At 71.7% G+C, this 18146-nt stretch carries 8 protein-coding genes; 5 read left to right on the forward strand and 3 right to left on the reverse strand.

The window, feature by feature from the left end; translation table 11 throughout:
- Nucleotides 1-103: 103 nt before the first annotated feature.
- Complete coding sequence (locus E5F05_RS16770) at nt 104-9871, forward strand: translocation/assembly module TamB domain-containing protein (protein ID WP_129119775.1); 9768 nt, start codon at nt 104-106, stop codon at nt 9869-9871.
- Between the two features lie 80 nt (nt 9872-9951).
- Here E5F05_RS16770 and E5F05_RS16775 read toward each other — a convergent pair whose 3' ends face one another.
- Together E5F05_RS16775 and E5F05_RS16780 are read right to left on the reverse strand one after the other, a co-directional pair.
- Nucleotides 9952-10410, reverse strand: a complete 459-nt coding sequence (locus E5F05_RS16775; RefSeq protein ID WP_129119776.1) for a hypothetical protein — start codon at nt 10408-10410, stop codon at nt 9952-9954.
- A 312-nt stretch (nt 10411-10722) separates the two neighbouring features.
- Nucleotides 10723-12813, reverse strand: coding sequence for an ABC-F family ATP-binding cassette domain-containing protein (locus tag E5F05_RS16780; RefSeq protein WP_129119777.1), 2091 nt, complete (start codon nt 12811-12813; stop codon nt 10723-10725).
- A 226-nt stretch (nt 12814-13039) separates the two neighbouring features.
- Here E5F05_RS16780 and E5F05_RS16785 point away from each other — a divergent pair, with 226 nt between their 5' ends.
- From E5F05_RS16785 to E5F05_RS16800, 4 genes are all read left to right on the forward strand, one after another.
- Nucleotides 13040-14068 carry a LacI family DNA-binding transcriptional regulator gene (locus tag E5F05_RS16785; protein WP_129119778.1) on the forward strand — a complete coding sequence of 343 codons (1029 nt, stop codon included), beginning with the start codon at nt 13040-13042 and terminating at the stop codon, nt 14066-14068.
- A 198-nt stretch (nt 14069-14266) separates the two neighbouring features.
- A complete protein-coding gene (locus tag E5F05_RS16790; protein WP_129119779.1) occupies nt 14267-15277 on the forward strand; it encodes a sugar ABC transporter substrate-binding protein in 1011 nt (336 codons plus the stop codon).
- A gap of 67 nt (nt 15278-15344) precedes the next feature.
- Complete coding sequence (locus E5F05_RS16795; RefSeq protein ID WP_129119780.1) at nt 15345-16343, forward strand: ABC transporter permease; 999 nt, start codon at nt 15345-15347, stop codon at nt 16341-16343.
- A gap of 1 nt (nt 16344) precedes the next feature.
- Nucleotides 16345-17169, forward strand: a complete 825-nt coding sequence (locus E5F05_RS16800) for an ATP-binding cassette domain-containing protein (protein WP_129119781.1) — start codon at nt 16345-16347, stop codon at nt 17167-17169.
- 127 nt (nt 17170-17296) lie between these two features.
- Here the strand turns inward: E5F05_RS16800 and E5F05_RS16805 are convergent, their stop codons facing one another.
- Nucleotides 17297-17860, reverse strand: coding sequence for an Hsp20/alpha crystallin family protein (locus E5F05_RS16805; RefSeq protein ID WP_164973520.1), 564 nt, complete (start codon nt 17858-17860; stop codon nt 17297-17299).
- Between the last annotated feature and the right edge of the window lie 286 nt (nt 17861-18146).

The raw sequence follows: 18146 nt of genomic DNA on the forward strand, positions 1-18146 counted from the left end.
GTGAGGGTCCGGGGCTGGGCGCTCACCTGGGGAACGGTAGACTAGAAAAGATGCCCGCTCGCCCCGTTTCAAGCGCCCTGTTTCGCCTGCCAGCGGTCCGCGCGTGACCGACACGCCGCGCCCGGACCTCACCCCCATGACCCCGCGTCGTCCCGCCCGGCGGCGCTGGCCCTGGGTGCTGCTGGTGATCGCCGCCCTGCTGGGTTTGAGCGCGTGGTTCGCGCCCGCGCTGCTGGGACAGTGGGCACTGGAACAGGTGAGCGGCGGGAACGTACAGGTCACGGCGCAGGGCGTGGGCGGGCCGCTGTGGTCCCCCAGGCTGCAAGGCGCGCAGGTCAAGCTGCCGGGCGTGGACGCGGCGGCCGGTCAGGCGGGCGTGAGCGTGGCGGGGGTGGACCTGCCGGGCCGGACCGTGCACCTGAACGTGGCCGTCTCGGACGCGACCGTCACCCTGAAGCTGAAAGACCTGCTGGCGGGCGAGAAAGGCAAGAGCCGCGCGGCAGGCGGCGGCTGGAAGGTCGTGCTGAACGGCGTGGACGTGCAGCGCACGCGGGTGAACGTGGACGGCTCGGGCGTGAACATCCCGGACGGCCGCTTCCGCGTGACGCCGGGCCAGAACGGCACTCTGGCGGTGCGCGGGCAGACCCCGGACGGCGAACTGAACGCCGACGTGACCGTGAAGCCGGGAAATGTCTTCGTGCTGGACCTGGACGCCGACGCGCGGGTGCTGAACCACTACTGGCACGGCGTGACGGGCGGGCGGATCACGGGCCGCTACGTGCTGGGGGAAGGCCCCGTGCGCGGCGACCTGAAGGTGAGGGGCGCCAGCATCCGCGTGCCGGAAGCGCGCTTCGTGACGGTCCGCGACATCTCCGGCACGGCGCTCCACCGGGGCGAGGACATCACCCTGAGCCTCAGCGGGCAGGGGTGGGACGGCCCGGTCACGGCCAGGGGCGGCGTGGACCTGAAGGCGAAGAACTGGACGGTCACGGCGGAGGCGGCGCCGACGGTGGCGGGCCTGGCCCACGCGCTGGGCACCACCGGGCACGGCGATCTGAGCCTGCGCGTGACGGCGGGCGGCTGGAGTACCGTCCGCGTGAAGGCATACGGGAAGGGGGCGGGCACCCTGGCGGGCCTTCCCTTCCGCGACCTGAAGGCCGAGTACACCTTCCTCAACCGCGACGGGGCGGGCGGTTCGGCGGGGCAGACGAACGACCTGGCCTTCAGCGCGAAGACGGCGCTGGCGGGCCAGCAGGCCCTCAGCGGGCGCTGGGCCTTTGGCCGCGCGGGTGAAGCCGACTGGACCGGCACCTTCGCCGGGAAGCCGCTGGACGTGACGGCCGACATCGACGCCCACAACGTGCTGACGCTGGCAGGCCGGGGGCTGGGCGGCCCTCTGGGTGGCACCTTCGCCCTCCACACGCAGGCCCTCCAGGCGACCCTCAACCCCACCTACGGCGCGGCGCGGGCACAGGTGACCCTGCGGGGGAAGCCGCAGGACCTGCGCGCTGTGGTGACGAACGGGCAGGCCGGACCCTTCGCGTTCGCCGGAACGGCCCGGCTGAACAAAGAGGGCCTGAAGGCCGACCTGGGCAGCGTCACCCTCGACCTGGACCGCAACTTCCGGGGCCACTGGACCGCCCGGAACCTGACTGGGGCGGGCGTCACGCTGAGCGGGCAGGGCCGCGTGGACCTGACGGGCGGGGACGTGGTGGGCACGCTCGCCGCAGACGTGCCGGGCGTGCCGGGGACGCTGCGCGGGCCGCTGAACCTGAACTACGTGGCGCAGCGAGGCACCTTCACCCCGGGTGATCAGCGCCTGACCTGGCGCGGGGACGCCTTCATTCTGGAGGCCCGCCATCTGGAGGTGGCGGGCGGCGTGCGCGTGAACGGCACGGCGACGGTGACCAACCGGCTGCGGGCGGTGGGCACCCTGACCGCCACCGGGAACGGCTTCAATCTCACCGCGACCGGGCTGGGCGACGTGGTGCGGCTGCGGGGCACGGCAGGCGGCGTGACCGTGCTGGCCGATACCCAGCTCGCGGAGGGCTTCCGAACGACCGCGCGGGTCCAGGGTGCGGACATCCAGGGCGTGCTGAGCATGGATGACGGTGTGCGCTTCACGCTGACCACCGTTGGAGAGACGGCGCGCGGCGTGCTGAACGGCCAGAACTGGGACGCGACCGGACGGGTGAACCTCGCGGCGCTGCGGCCATTGATCGGGGTAAAGGACCTGGGCGGTACGCTGGACCTCGCGCTGGCGGGGCGGGGGGGGACGGCCCGCGTGGACGGGACGGCGGCGGGCGCGAGGGTGCGCGGCACGCTGACGCGAACGGGCGGAAACGTGCAGGCGAACCTGAACGGCGCCTTCTCGGACCTGGCGGCGCACCTCACCGGGCAGGTGTACCCGCAGGTGCAGGCGAGCGGCACCGCCTCCTGGCAGGGGCAGACGCTGAACGCGGCCCTGAGCGGCGAGTACGGCCACCTGCGGGCGAGGCTGACGGGGCGCACGGGGGAACTGTCCTTCTCGGGCGTGACGATTCCGGGGCAGGCGGTGAATGTCACGGGCACCCTCACCCCCGCCCTGACCCTGAGCGGCACCTGGGGCGACCTGCGGGTCAAGTACGATGCCAGGTCCGGGCTGCTGGCCGTCTCGGGGCAACAGGCGCTGACGGCCTTTGGGCAGGCGGGCCGGGTCCAGGGGCAGGCGACCTGGGCCCCCGGTTTCCGGGGCACCGTCAACGCGAGCGGCGTGCTGGACCAGTACACCGTCGCCCTGCGCGGCCCCTGGCAGAACCTGAACGTGCGGCTGACCGACCGCGAAGGGCTGCGCGCCGTGGGCATGGCCGCGCTGCCGGAGGGGCGCTACGATCTGAACGTGCGCGGCCCGGTGGCGGGTGTGTACGTGGACGGCCACGTGACCGGCACGGGCCTCTCCCCGCGCGGCACGGTGGACGTGTTCGACGGCTCGGGCGGCAGCGCGCGGGTCACCCTGCGCGGCTTCTCGGATTTCGACGTGCGCTCGCGCGGCCTGACGCTGGCCGGGCAGCGCGTGGGCGGCGACCTGACCGCCCGAAATGGCGTGCTGACCGGCGACCTGACCGCCGGGCCGCTGCACCTCACCGCGAGTGGCGGGCGCGTGAACGCGGCGGGCGAGGTGGCCGGGCATACCGTGACGGCGACCGGGCGCCTGACCCTCCCCGCCACGCTCGAAGACCTGCGGGTGAACGTGAACGGGCCGTACGTCACCGCGCAGGCGACGGGCGGCGTGGCGAACCTGCGCGGCACGCTGCGGGTGAACCCCCAGACCTTCGGGGAGGGGGCCACGCGCGTCACCCTCCCCGCGCAGACTCTCCCGCTGTCCGCCTCGCTGACGGGGGGCCGGGTGGAGGTGGGCGGCCTGACGTATCTGGCGGGCCACTGGAGTGGCGGCGCGAACCTCCGCTACACGCTGGCCGGACAGGCGGGCACCGTGCGGCTGGTGGGTGAAGGGACGAGGCTCAACGCCGTGCCGTCCGGTCCGGTCGCGGGCCGCGTGACGCTGCTGCCCACCCTGGGCGGCACGCTGACGGCGAGCCTCTCCCCCCTCCTGCCGCTGCTGCCCGCCGAACTGCGCGCGGAAGTGGTGCCGGGACGACTGGTGGCGCAGGTGGGCGCGGACGAGGCAACGCTCACCACGCGGGGGACGAGCTACCTGGGTGACCCGCTGGACCTCACGGCCCGGGTGGGCTGGACGCACGGGCTGAGTGCCTCGGGCACGCTGACGCATCCCGGCAGCCGGATTCCCGTCCGCTACGACGGGCGCACCCTCACGGTGAACGGCGCGGTGCTGGACGCGCGCGCCCTGCGCCCCTGGCTGGAGGCGACGGGCAGCGTCACGGCGGACCTGACCGTCCCAAACCTCGACTTCGCACGGGCAAATGGACGGGCGCGCGTGAACCTGGCGGCGGCGGGGCAGCGGGCCGTCGGCAACGTGACGCTGGCGGGCGGGCAACTCGGCGCCGACCTGACCAGCGACCTCGCGGGCCTGAGCGTGCGGGTGCGCGGCCCCCTCTACCCCCGTGCAAACGCCGTGCTGAACGTGGGCGACGTGCGCGGCACGCTGAGCGGGAACGCGGCGGACACCTTAACGCTGCGGGCGGCCGGAACGTACCGGGGCCGTTCCCTGGACCTGACCGCCACCGGGCAGGCCCTCACCGGGCTGAACGCGGCGGTCACGCTGAATGGGGTCGTGGCGGGCGCGAACGCGAATCTGAAACTGAACCGGGCGGACACCGACTGGCGCGTGGCGGGCAGCTTCGACGCCCCGGACCTCCAGGCGCTGGCAGGCACGGCGGGAAGCGTCAGCGGCACCGTCACCGGCACCCTGCGTGACCTGCGGGTGAACGCGGCCGGGGAGGTGGCGGGCGCCGCCTTCCAGGCCCCGGCCACCTACACCGGAGGGGTGCTGCGGGTCCAGGGGGCGACGGCGAAGCTGCCTTACGCCACGCTGCGCGCGAGCGGCCCGGTCTTCCCCACCCTGAACCTCAGCGCGAAGGCCACGCTGACGGACTATCTGCCGGGCACATACACGGTGCAGGCGCGGGGCCCCCTCAGCAAACCCGACGTGCGCGCACAGGGCACCCTGACTGGCGCGGCGGGCGGCCTCCAGGCGAGCGGCACCGCGCTGACCGCCCGGCTGCTGGGCCAGGCCTGGAAGGTGAACTTCAGCGGCGAGGCGCTGGTCGGGTTCGCCCGTGGGCAACTGGGGTCGGGGGCGCTGGGTGGGTTGCAGGACAGCCGCCTGAGCGTCCACGCGCCCTTTGTCAGCGGAGAGACGCGGGTGCGGCTGGACGGCGTGACTGGCTGGAACGCGCGCAGCGGGTGGCTGGGGTCATTGCGTGCGGTGGGCAATGTTCCGGGCGGGGCGCTGGACGCGACCCTGAAGGGAGCGGGAACACTCGCGCTGGCGGGCAGGATCGGCCCGGCGAGCGTGGCCGGAACCTTCCCCGCCGACCTCCCGCTGAAGCCGGGCGGCACGCTGGACCTCACCGCGCTGGACGTGGGGGCGCTGTGGGGCCGCGCGGCTGAGCTGCGCGCCACGGGCCGCGCGACGCTGGCGGGCGCGAGCTGGAGCAGGCTGGAAGCCAGCTTCGCGGGCCGCCTGGCCGACGCGGGCGGCGACCTAACCGGCGACCTGGGCGCGACGTACCGCGCCGGAGACGTGGCGCTGCGCCTCGCGGGCGAGCGGCTGGCGAGCGGCGCGACGCTGAGCGGCGGACGCTACGAGGCCACCCTCCGTGCCGAACCCGTCCGCCTCGCCCGGCTGCTGCCCCCGGCCTGGGGCGTGGACGCGCTGACCTTCGCCGGGACGGTGCGCGCCTCGGGCACGCTGGCGCGGGGGCCTGAACGGGTGGAAGCCCAGAACCTCGCCCTGCGCGGCGAGCAGGGCACGGCCGGGCCGTTCAGCCTGTATGGCCGCGCGACCTATCTGCGCCGCAGCGGGCAGCCTGGCGTGCTGGAGGCCGACCTGTCCGGCAGCCTGCGCGGCGGCGTGCTGAAGGCGAGCGGGGCGCTGCCAGCAGGTGTGCGCGTGACGGCGCGGAACGTGAACGCGCAGGCCTTTGGCGCGGGTCTGGTCAATGCCGACCTCACCCTCAGCGGCCCGCTGGAGGCCGTGCTGGTGACCGGGAATGCCTCCTCCGTCACGGACAGCTTTGATGCACGGATCGCCCTCTCCGGCCCGCTGCGGGACGCCCGCGCGAATGCCCGCGTGACCCTGAAGGGCAAAGGGCAGGAAGGCATCCTGTACGCCGACGCTGACGCCCTCGACCTCGCGGCGGGCACCGTGCGGGCGCGGGTCTACGGCACGGCGCGGCAGGGGGACAGCACGGTGCGGCTGGACCTGAACGGCGTCTGGCCCCGCCTGACAGGCACCGCCACCGCGACGCTGCCCGGCCTGCCGAACCCCGTCACGCTGACGGGCGACGGCCAGGGCGGCTATGCGCTGAATGCCGGAACGCTCGGCACGGGCCGCCTCACCCTGACGCCCGGCCAGGGCTTCCTGCCCGCGCTGGCCGGACAACTCCACCTCACGCCGCTGGCGCTGGTGAACGGCAGCGGCACGGCGGCGGCGGACGTGACGCTGGCGGGCACGCTGGCCGCCCCGCGCCTCGCCGGAACGCTGACCACACGCGGGGCGCAGGTTTCCGGCGTGCAGCTCTCCGACACCACCGGGGCCTTCACCGGCACGCCGAGCGAGCTGCACGGCACGCTGACGCAGGCCGGGACGACCGTCGCCACGCTGGAGGGGCAGACACTCACCCTGAACGGCTTCACGGCGAACGCGGCGGGCAGCACCCTGCGTGCCAGCGGCACGGCGAAGCTGAACGGCACGGCGGACCTCACCCTCACGGCGAACGGGGTGCCGGACGGCAACCTGCGCGCCACGTACCAGGCCCGCGCGCTGGCCCTGAACGGGACGCTGAGCGGGCAGGGCCTGCGCGCGGCGCTGAACGTGAACGCCGACCCCTTCACCGGCTGGCACGGCACCGCCCGCGTGACCGGCGGGCCGGACGGCGTGCTGACTGAGGCCGCGAACCTGAAGTTCTCCGGCCCGCTGGCTCACCCCCTGGTGACGGGCGAGGCGGGGCTGCTGGGCGCGGGGACCCGGCTGGTGGCGAACGCGGACGGCGTGCAACTGCGGCTGACCGACGGCCCCGGCGCCACCGCGAACGGCGTGCTGGAACTGCGTCCCGACGAACGTGGCCAGAATGGGGGGAGCGGGTGGCACTGGCTGGGCACGGCGGCCCTGACCCGCCCCGAACTCAGCCTGAGCGTCACGCCGACCGGGCCGCTGGCAGACCCGACTCTCACGCTGAGCGTGCGGCGGGGCGAGTGGCGCGCGGCGGGCACGGCCAGCCTGAAGGCAGCGGACCTGAACGTGACCGACGGCCTCAACGCGGGCCGCGTGACCTGGAACGGGGGGACCCTGCGGGCGGACCTGCCGGGCCTGGACCTCGCTCGCCTGGAGCTGCCGCACGTGACCGGCCAGCTCACGGCGAACGGTACGGTCAGCACCGCCACCCAGGACGGGCGCGTGAACGTCCGCGTCACGAACGTCACCACCGACTACACCGTGCCTTACCTGGGCGTGACGCTGGCGGGGGACCTGGCGGCGGACGTGACCCTGACCGGCGGCCAACCGCAGGTCCAGGCGAGCGCGGCGCTGCCCTCCGGCGTGGTGAAGGTGAACGCCACGCGGGGCGAGGCGGGCTGGACGGGGAACCTGACGGGAACGCTCGCGCGGGAGGGCGGCACCCTCACGGCCAACGTCATCTCCGGCGCGGGGGGCCTGACGGGTTCGGTCACGGCGGCGCGCTATCCCCTGAATGCGCTGGGGCAGGACGTGCGGCTGGCGGGAACGGTCACGCTGGGCGGGCAGACCTTCCAGGCGAACCTGACGGCGGGGAACGACATGGGCGAGGCGCAACTCACCGGGGGTGGCGGCCTCGCGGACCTGCTCCCGGCCCTGGGCGGCCTGGGCAACGTGCGCCCGACCGACCAGGGCTACCGCCTGCGCGCCCTGCTGGACAATGTGGAAGTCGCCAAACTGAACATCGCCCCCGGCCTCTCGGGCCGCGTGAGTGGCGAGGCGAACATCCAGGACGGCGGCGGCACGGTCGTGATCAGCAGCCCGGCCCTGCAAATCGGGCCGAAACAGCTCGGCGCGCGGGTGGAAGGCACGCTGGTCGGCGGCGACTGGCGCATTCGCGGCTTCCTGGGGGAGACGGACTTCTTCGCCAGCCTGACCGGCGGCACGCTGAACGGGCGGGCAACCTTGCAGGCGCTGCCGCTGGGCGCCGTGGTCGCGGCCTTTACCGGCACCCCCGTGGGTGAGGGCGTGGTAACGGGCGTGGCCCGCTTCTCGCTGCCGCTGGCCGATCCCCTCGCGGGCAACGCCACCGTCGTCGCGGAGCGCATCCGCGTCACCGCGACGAGCGGCACGGGTGAAAGCGCCGTCACCGAGACGCTGACCGGCACCGGCACGCTGGATTACGCGGCGCGGGAACTGCGGAACCTGAACATCCAGCTTGCGGGCGCGGGCACCTGGGACGTGCGCGGCGGATACACGCGGCAGCGGGTGGACCTCAACGCGCAGTTCAGCAACACGACCTTCACGCCGGTGCTGCGGCTGATTCCGGGCCTGGCCGAACTCACCCCCAGCCTCAAGGGCAGCGTGACGCTCACGGCGGCGGGCACCTACGACCGCCCGCGCGGCCTGCTGCGCGCGCAGAACCTCGTCGGCAGCGTGGCGGGCCTGAGCCTCCAGATTCCCAGCTTCGCGGGCGACCTGCCGGACTCCGGAGCCTTTACGGCGGGCGGGCGCGTCCTGACGGGGGGCACGGTCGGCAGTGACGGCACGGTGGACGTGAAGGGCCAGCTCACGCTCGGAAAACTGTCGGGCACGCGGGTGACCTTTACCGGCCTGCTGGCGCCGCAGGCCCTCGGCGCGCTGCCGAACACCACCGTCACGCTGACGCAGGCGACCGGAACGCGCTGGACGCTGGACGCGCAGAGCCTCAGCGCCGCGTCCCCCACGAACCCGGCGGGCGCCCTGCGCGTGACGGGCACGCTGGCGCCCCGGCCCGACCTCACCCTCACCGCGCGGAACTACAACCTGCCGCTGGCGGCCATCTACGCGCGGGAGAGCGTGCTGAACGCCGACCTGCGGGCCGTGGACGACGGCCAGCTCGTCCACGTCAGCGGCGCCGCCAACTTCCTGCGGCTCACACTGGGGCGCGCCAACGCTCCGGCGACCATTCCCGCGCCGGGGCAGAGCAGCGTGGGCGGTCCGGCCTCGGCCGGTGGCCGCACCACCGACAACTACCCCAGCCCGCTTCCCCCGGAGTACACGACCTTCCCGCAGCCCCAGACCGGCCCGGCGGCGGAACGCCCCGCGCTGCCCTTCCTGGAACGGCTCGTCTTCGACAACATCCCCATCCAGGCGCCCAACGGCATCCGGGTGGACGAGGCGCTGGCCCGCGCCGAGTTCAGCGGGAACCTGGTGCTGTCGGGAACGGGCGCGCGGCCCCAGTTGCGGGGGGACATCCTGGCGCAGCGCGGCACGCTGTTCCTGCGCGAGAACGAGTTCACGCTGCGGAGCGGGCGGGTCAGCTTCTCGGGCGACGGGGTGCTGCCGACCTTCGCGGTCCTCGCTGGCGGCACCGTCCCCTCCGCCACCACCGGGCAGCGGGTGCCCGTCACGCTGGACGTTCAGGGCGAGTTCCGGCCCGCCACGAACGGCCAGGACGTGCTGGTCCTCCGCACCAACCTGAGCTGCACGGCTGCGGCCGCCGCCACCACCTGCACCGACCCCACGACCGGCAACCCCTATACCGAAGCGCAACTGTACGCGCTGGTCGCCACCGGCGTGCCGGACCTGCAAGCCCTGCCCGAGAATCTGGCCGCGCTCGGCACCAGCGCCCTGCAAACCGCGCTGAACGTGTTCGTGCTGGGCGAACTGGAACGCAACGTGGCCCGCGCGCTGGGGCTGGACGTGTTCCGCCTCACGCCGAATCTGGCCGCGGCGGACGGCACGCTGGGCGCGACCCTGACGCTCGGCTCGTACCTGACGCGCGACCTGTACCTGCAATATCAGGTGAACCTGAACGGCGAGGGCCTGCTCGACGCCACCTACAGCACGCCGGATGGCCGCGTGACCTTCAAGGTCAGCACGCCCCTGAGCGGCCTGAACCTCCAGTCGATCCGCCCCAGCTTCAGCGCCGCCTACAACATCAACCGCCGCGCCAGCATCAGCCTGGGCGTGCAGAACGACGAGGACAGCACCAAGGTGCGCTTCGGGGTGACGTACCGGCTGTTTACGCGGTAGCCGGGAAGCAGTCGGCAAAGAAGAAAACGCCCCGGCACAGGCCGGGGCGTTTCTGCTGATGGCTGAGAGCTGACGGCTCCTCAGCGGCTGACGCTGGCGCTCGCGCGCGGTTCCAGCGCGTAGAAGGCCACCACCGCGACCAGGGTGCCCACCCAGCCGGGCGCCGTACCGAGGTCGAGTTCGAAGGGGCGGCCCAGCACCGTGCTGCCGAGCTGACCCTGGAGCTTCTCGCCCTGCTGCTGGGCGACGACGTTCCAGCCCACGATGGGTTCGCCCAGGAAGCCGGTCACGCGGTCCACGCCGCGCAGCACCAGCTTCTGGCTGCCGACGTTGCCGCGCAGTTCGCCTTCTTCCAGTTCCACCCGGACGGGTTCGGTGCCGACCGTGCCCTGCACGCCCCGCTCGGTGATTTCCAGGTCAATGTCCTTGCCGTGCAGCTTGCCGCCTGCGCGGCCCGAGATGCGGTCGCCGTCGATGGCGCAGCGGACACTGTAGCCGTCCGCGCCGCCGAGACGGCCCTTGATCAGGTCTTCACTCATGACGGGGAGTATAGCGGGGCGGGGCGCTGGGCGCGGGAAGTGGTGAGTGGTCAGTGGTGAGTGGAAAAAAGACAGGGGCAGAGGCCTGGGTAGAGCTACAAAGACCCCTCACCCCCTCGCTGCGCGAGGCCCCTCTACCAAGGGGAGAGGGGACAGAAAAGCCCTCTCCCTGGGGAGACTTGCAAAGCTGCGAAGCAGAGGGTTGGGTGAGGGGTCTTTTTTCGCCGCTCTGCCCTCCTCCAATCACTCCACGCTGCCTCGTGGCTCTACTGAAGCCCACGCTTCAGCCTTATCTTTCCCACTCACCACTTACTACTCACCACTGACCACCCCAATCCGCTCGAAGTACGCCCGCCGTTTCAGGACCGGGCCACCCTCACCCAGCCGCACCCGACCCACATTCCACTGCTCAAAGAGGATGCGGAGTGCTCCACCGAGCAGCGCCGCGCCGTACCAGGCGGGCGGCAAGGCCGAGAAGCGCAGCGTCTCACCGTCCCAGGCGAGGTGGGGGCATTCCTCGTCGCGGGCGGCCCAGAACATGCCGCCCCCCCTCCCACCCACACAGTCGCCGAGTTTCTGCGCGCGGACCGTCAACGGCGGCTCGCGCACCTGGGCGTCGAACTGGGGAGCGGCGTAGGCCTGCGCGTACAACTCGTCCAGGTGTGCCTGAAGCTGATGCGCCTGCGCCCGCAGCCGGGCCTCCTCGCGTCCGGTGAGGGTGCCGGGCGGCGCATCCAGTTCGCGGCGGATGTCCGCGAGTTGCAGCTCGATGGAAACAAGGCGCTGGCGGGATGTGGGGGGTGGAGGCGGTGGCGGCGGATCGCCCGTGAGCGTCCGGGCCGGGTCGCTGTACTCGCGCGAGCCCCACCCGGCCACCTCGCGCAAGCGGCCGTCCTCGATCACCCACAGGCGGTTGGCGACCTCGCGGGCAAAGCGGCGGTCGTGGGTGACGATCACGACCGCGCCGCCGTAAGCGTGGACGGCCCCTTCCAGGGCCAGCAGCGCCTCCACGTCGAGGTGGTTGGTCGGTTCGTCGAGGATCAGCAGGTCGGCCCGCAGGGCACTCACCAGGGCCAGCCCCGCCCGCGCCCGCTCGCCGCCGGAGAGTTCTGAAGGCGTCTTGGCCCAGTCAGCTTCGACGAATCCGGCGCGGCCCAGCAGGGCGTTTGCGCGCGTCCCGAACCGGCGCTCGAACTGCGCCTTCAGCCCCTCGCCCGGCGTCAGGCCGTGCCAGGTCTGGTCCAGGCTGGCGACGGTGACGCCGTTCGCCACGCGCAGGACGGGTTCGGGCGGGCCGGGATCGGGGTGAAGTTCTCCGGCCAGCAGCCGCATCAGCGTGGTCTTGCCGGTGCCGTTCGCGCCCATCAGGGCCACGCGGTCGCCCTGGCGCAGCTTGAAGGCCACGTCTTGCAGAACCATGCGGTCGCCATAGGTCTTGGAGAGGTGTTCGCCCCACGCGACCAGCCGCGCCCGCGCCGTCCCGGCCAGCAGCCGCATCCGGAGCTGCCGTTCGGGGAGGGGCGCCTCGATCACCGGCAGGCGTTCGGCGCGGGTCTTGAGGGCGCGCGAGCGGCGGCCCCAGCGGTCCAGTTGCTCGACACTTCCGGCCAGGCGGGCGGCCTCCCGTTCGCCCAGGCGGGCGGCGCGCTCGCGCGTGCGGCGTTCGAGGTCGCGTTGCGCCCGGGCGCGGGAGTAACCGCCCGGATAGTCCGCCCCCTCCCCGTCCTCCAGCCACAGGCTGCGGGTCGCGGCGGCGTCCAGAAAATCGCGGTCGTGGCTGGTCAGCAGCACGCCGCCCCGGAAGTCCCGCAGCCAGTCTTCCAGCCACTCGCGCATCCGGATGTCGAGGTGGTTGGTCGGCTCGTCGAGGATCAGCAGGTCAGGTTCGCGGGCCAGGGCCAGCGCCAGCGCGAGCCGGGTGCGCTCGCCGCCCGAGAGAGTCGCCGCCTCGCGGAAGATGAAGCGCGTGAGGTCGAGCATCCCCAGCACCCGCGCGGCGCGGGCGGGCCAGGTGTAGGCCCCGGCGTCTTCCAGGCGGGCGTGCAGCGCGGTCCAGGCGGCCAGCGTCTGCGGGTCGCCCAGGTTCGCTTCCAGCAGCAGCAGTTCCGTTTCCAGCTCGCGGTAGGGGTGCGCGGCGTCCACCAGTTCCCGCACCGTCAGGCCCGGCGGGGGGGCGTGGTGCTGTTCGAGGACGCCCACGCGCAGGCCCGGTGCCCGCCACACCGTCCCTTCTTCCGGCACCACTTCGCCGGTCAGCACGCGCAGCAGCGTGGTCTTCCCCGCCCCGTTGCGCCCCAGCAGCGCCACGCGCTCACCCGCCGCGACCGAGAGCGAAATGTCCACCAGCACGGGCCGCTCCCCAAAGGTGACGGAAATGGATTCGGCGGACAGCAGGGTGGGCACCTTGCGAGCAGGCTAGCGCAGCGGCGCGTCCAACCTGTCAGCAGGCAGGCTGAGCCGCCCCGCCGACCCACTCTTGACATTCGCCGCGCGATGAACGACACTGCGTGCATCGGAAACTGAAATCGATTTCAGAGCGGTGCAAGCCCCCGTCTCGCGCCTGTATCCCTCCCGTCTGAACGGGTATCTACCCCGCCACCTTCCCTCTCGTGAAAGTGAAAACGATTTCATGATCAGCCTCGAAGATGTCGCCAAACTCGCCCAGGTTTCCCCCGCCACCGCCTCGCGGGCGCTGACGCGGCCCGAACTGGTGGCTGAAGCCACGCGGGAGCGGGTGCTGGAGGCGGCCCGGACGCTGGGGTATCAGCCCAACGTGCTGGCGCGCAGCCTGCGTCAGCGCGGGAGCCGCAGCCTGGGGCTGGTGGTCACCGATATCCTCAACCCCTTTCACGCCCTGCTGGCCAAGGGCGTGCAGGACGTGGCCGAGGCGCAGGGCTACACCGTCCTCATGTTCAACACGGACGAGGAATCCGCCAAGGAACGCCGCGCGTTCGAGACGCTGCGCGGCCATCTGCCCCAGGGCCTGATCGTGGTGCCCACGCCCGCCACGCACCTGAACCTGAAGCTGCTGCCCAATCTGCCGGTGATCGAACTCGACCGTGCGAGCGGCCGGGCAGGCGCCCATACCGTGATGGTGGACAACGAGGTGGGTGCTTACCGGGCGGTATCGCACCTGGCGGCCCTGGGCCACCGCCGCATCGGGATGATCGTGGGGCGGCTGGACATCAGCACCGCCGTCGAGCGGCACGAGGGCTACCGGCGGGCGCTGCTGGACGCGGGCCTGCCCTACCGCCCCGAACTGGTCGTGCCCGGCAACCACCGCGAGGCGGACGGGCGCGCGGCGGCCCACGCCCTGCTGACGCTCCCGCCCGCCGAGCGCCCCACCGCCCTCTTCGTGGGCAACAACGAGATGACCGTGGGCGCGGTGCTGGCCGCCCGCGAGCTGGGCCTGCGCCTGCCGGACGACCTCTCGCTGATCGGCTTCGACGACTCGCGCTGGGCCCAGACCATGACGCCCGCCATCACGGTGGTCGCGCAGCCCGCCTACGACCTGGGCGCCCTCGCCTGCCGGACGCTGCTGAACCTGCTGGGCGGCCAGACGGTCCCCCAGAGCGTGCGGCTGAAGACCACCTTCATCGAGCGGGACTCGGCCGCGCCCCTGACCCCGCAGCCTTCCCCCCTGGCGGGTTCCCGGTGACCCGGCCCGTGTCTCTCTCCCCGCTGGCCGTCACCCCTGCACGCCGCACGTCCCCGCGACTCTGAACGTCCCCACGCGCTGCCCGGAGGTTCCTCCCGTGCCCCTCGGTCCCTGAGCCTGCCCCGCCTCCCGGTCCCCGGAGGACCGGCCCCCGTCCGCCCCCGGCCTCCCGCCCCGATTCCCCCCAGGAGAACCAGCATGCGCGCACCCTTCAAGTTCGTGACCGCCAGCCTCACCGCTGCCACCGTCCTCGGCCTCGCGCTCGCGCAGGGCAACCAGCCGGTGATCGGCCTGATCACCAAGACCGAGACCAACCCCTTCTTCGTGAAGATGAAGGAAGGCGCGCAGAAACAGGCCAGCGCGCTGGGGGCCAAGCTGATGACGGCGGCGGGCAAGACGGACGGCGACAACGCCTCCCAGGTCACCGCCATCGAGAACATGGTCGCGGCGGGGGCCAAGACCATCCTGATCACGCCCAGCGAACCCAAGGCGATCATTCCCGCCATCCAGAAAGCCCAGGCCCAGGGCGTGCAGGTGATCGCCCTCGACTCCCCGACCGATCCCCAGAGCGCCGTGAACGCCCTCTTTGCCACCGACAACTTCAAGGCGGGCGTCCTGATCGGGCAGTATGCCAAGGCCGCCGGGTTCTCGGGCAACAAGGTCGCCAAGATCGCCATGCTCGACCTCTCCCCCGGCCCGCTGGTCGGCATCGCGCGCCACAACGGCTTCCTGGCGGGCTTCGGGATCAAGGGCATCACCGCCAAGACGGCCACCCTGGCGACCGCGCCGCAGGTCGTGTGCGCGCAGGACACCTACGGGGACCAGGCCAAGGGGCAGACCGCGATGGAAAACTGCCTCCAGAAGAACCCCGACATCAACCTGGTGTACACCATCAACGAGCCCGCCGCCTTCGGCGCGTACCAGGCCCTCAAGACCGCCGGGCGCGAGAAGGACGTGATGATCGTCTCGGTGGACGGCGGCTGCGCGGGCGTGCGCGGCGTGCAGAGCGGCCAGATCGCCGCCACCTCGCAGCAGTACCCGCTCAAGATGGCCGCGCTGGGCGTGGTGGCGGGCGTGAACTACGCCAAGAGCGGCAAAAAGGCCAGCGGCTACACCGACACCGGCGTGACCCTGATCACCAACAAGGCCGTCCAGGGCGTCTCCAGCAAGGACGCCAAGTTCGGCCTCGCCAACTGCTGGGGGCAGTAAGTCGGGCACACGTCCCTTCGCTCAGGGCGTCCACGCGGCGCCCTGATCCCACAGGCCAGGTACACCCATGACGAACCCCAATCCCAAATCGCTCACGGTCCCGCCCCAGCGCGGCAGCCTGCGCGAGCGTCTGCCCAGCCTCACCGTGCTGGGACCGCTGCTGGCGCTGATCCTGGCGTCCGCCTTCTTCGCCACCCAGTCTGACCGCTTTCTGACCGGCCAGAACTTCTCGCTGATCCTGCAACAGGTGATGGTCGTGGGCGTGCTCGCCATCGGGCAGACGCTGATCATCCTGACGGCCGGGATCGACCTCTCGAACGGCGTGATCATGGCGCTGGGCAGCATGGTGATGACCAAGTTCGCCGTCGAGGCGGGCGTGAATCCCTACCTCGCCGTCCTGTGCGGCCTGCTGACCACCACCTTCTTCGGCCTGCTCAACGGGCTGCTGATCACCCGCATCAAGCTGCCGCCCTTCATCGTGACGCTGGGCATGTACAACATCGCCTTCGCCCTGACGCAGCTCTACTCGAACGCGCAGACCGTCACCGGCCTGCCCGCCCCCCTCACCTTTTTCGGCAACACCTTCAGGGTGGGGAACACGGCCATCAGCTACGGCACGGTGCTGATGCTGGTGCTGTACTTCGTGACGTGGTTCGTGCTGACGCACACGGCCCCCGGCCGCCACGTCTATGCGGTGGGCAACAACCCGGAAGCCGCGCGCCTGACCGGCATTCCCACCCAGCGGGTCCTGCTGCTGGTGTACACCATCGCGGGCCTGATCTACGGCATCGCCGCGCTGCTGCTGGTGTCGCGCACCGGCGTGGGCGATCCCAACGCCGGGCAGACCGAGAACCTGGAAAGCATCACGGCGGTCGTGCTGGGCGGCACCAGCCTCTTCGGCGGGCGCGGGATGCTCTTCGGGACGCTGCTGGGGGCCCTGATCGTGGGGGTGTTCCGCAACGGCCTGACCCTCATGGGCGTGTCCAGCGTGTACCAGATCCTGATCACCGGCATCCTGGTGATTCTCGCGGTCGCCACCGACCAGCTTTCCAGAAGGAAGACCTGACATGAGCGCCGTTCACAACCTCCCGGTCGATCCTCCCGCCCCTTCTGTCCCACTGGTGCTGGAAGCGCGCGGCCTGGTCAAACGCTACGGCCACGTGACGGCGCTCGACGGCGCGGACTTCGAGCTGCGCCCCGGCGAAATCCTGGCCGTGATCGGCGACAACGGCGCGGGCAAGAGCAGTCTGATCAAGGCCCTCTCGGGCGCGACCATTCCTGACGCGGGCGAGATTCGGCTGGACGGCAGGCCGGTGCATTTCCGCAGCCCCATCGACGCGCGGCGGCAGGGCATCGAGACGGTGTATCAGGACCTCGCCGTCGCCCCGGCCATGACCATCGCGGAGAACCTGTTCCTGGGGCGCGAGATCGTCCGGCCCGGCCTGCTGGGGCGCCTTTTCCGGGTGCTCGACAAGCCGCAGATGCTTCAGGAAGCGACGCAGCACATGCAGAGCCTCAAGATCGGCATCCGCTCGATGACCCAGGCGGTCGAAACCCTGTCGGGCGGGCAGCGGCAGGGCGTGGCGGTGGCCCGCAGCGCCGCCTTTGCCCGCCACGTGGTCATTCTGGACGAGCCGACCGCCGCGCTGGGGGTCAAGGAGGGCAATATGGTGCTCGACCTGATCCGCCGCGTGCGCGACAACGGCCTGCCCGTCATCATCATCAGCCACAACATGCCGCACGTCTTCGAGATCGCGGACCGCATTCATATCCAGCGCCTGGGTCGCCGCGCCGCCGTGGTCAACCCGCGGAAGATCAGCATGGCCGACACCGTCTCGGTGATGACGGGGGCGCTCGACCCGGCCCAACTGCCCGCCGAAGTGCTGGCCTGAAGCCGCCGCGCCGCGACAAACAAAGAAGCTCCGGCTGGGAACCGTAGAACCTGTCCCCAGCCGGAGCTTCTCTCTATTCAGTGTTCACATTCGGGTGGGGTGCAGGACTTCAGCGCCCCTGAACCGTTTACTGGTGGCTCTGCTGTTCCTGCCCGGTCTGCCCGCTGCCCTGGGTGCTGTTCTGGCCGCCCTGCTGCGTCTGCCCGCTGCTCTGGCTCCCACCCTGGTTCTGGTTGCCCTGCTCGGCGTCCACGGTCCTGGGAGCATTGAGCTGGCCGCCGCTGCGGACCTGGATGTTGCGCTTCTGTGCGGCCTCGCTGCGTGGCACGCGGATGGTCAGGGTGCCGTGGTTGAAGTCGGCCTCGACCTTGCTGAGGTCGTACTTGGCGGGCACGCTGAAGGTGCGGACAAAGCTTCCGTAGGCCCGTTCGACGCGGTGGGCGGTGCGGCCCTCCTGGCGGTTGTACTTGCGCTGCGCCTGCACGGTCAGCGTCTGGTTCTCGGCCTCGATCTGGATGTCGTCGGGGTTCACGCCGGGCAGGTCCAGGGTGAGTTCGAGGCCCTGCTCGTCCTCGTGCACATCCACCGGGGGCGCGAGGCGGGACATCTGGTTGTTTACCGCGCCGCCGAAGGCCCGGTCCATGCGCTGGGTCAGTTCCTCGATTTCACGAAAAGGGTCAAATCGCATCATCTGAAAACCTCCTGAGGCTGGAAGCGCCGCACCCATCGCCCGAGTGCCCGGCGCTCAACTGCCCGAAGTCTAGAACTTGAGTGCGGTCATGTCAAGTTCATTGAGCGTTAAGAGAGGTGGGGGCAAATGGTCGTCCTCCCCTTCACGCCCCGGCCCCAGCAGGTGTACACTCCCCCAGGTCTGGGGCGAGTCGCCCCGCCCAAATCGGAGACACCCTCTCTCGGCGGTCCTGTGAGGCCGCACCCGCCCCGTGAGGCAGGAGAAGGAGCAGAAAATGCAACAGCAA

It is taken from the genome of Deinococcus metallilatus (genome assembly GCF_004758605.1).
Classification (GTDB): domain Bacteria; phylum Deinococcota; class Deinococci; order Deinococcales; family Deinococcaceae; genus Deinococcus; species Deinococcus metallilatus.

What these genes read in the sequence shown, in the direction of transcription:
- E5F05_RS16800 (WP_129119781.1), top strand. Translation starts at nt 16,345, where the DNA reads ATGAGCGCCGTTCACAACCTCCCGGTCGATCCTCCCGCCCCTTCTGTC.
- E5F05_RS16790 (WP_129119779.1), top strand. Translation starts at nt 14,267, where the DNA reads ATGCGCGCACCCTTCAAGTTCGTGACCGCCAGCCTCACCGCTGCCACC.
- E5F05_RS16775 (WP_129119776.1), bottom strand. Translation starts at nt 10,410, where the DNA reads ATGAGTGAAGACCTGATCAAGGGCCGTCTCGGCGGCGCGGACGGCTAC.
- E5F05_RS16805 (WP_164973520.1), bottom strand. Translation starts at nt 17,860, where the DNA reads ATGATGCGATTTGACCCTTTTCGTGAAATCGAGGAACTGACCCAGCGC.
- E5F05_RS16785 (WP_129119778.1), top strand. Translation starts at nt 13,040, where the DNA reads ATGATCAGCCTCGAAGATGTCGCCAAACTCGCCCAGGTTTCCCCCGCC.
- E5F05_RS16795 (WP_129119780.1), top strand. Translation starts at nt 15,345, where the DNA reads ATGACGAACCCCAATCCCAAATCGCTCACGGTCCCGCCCCAGCGCGGC.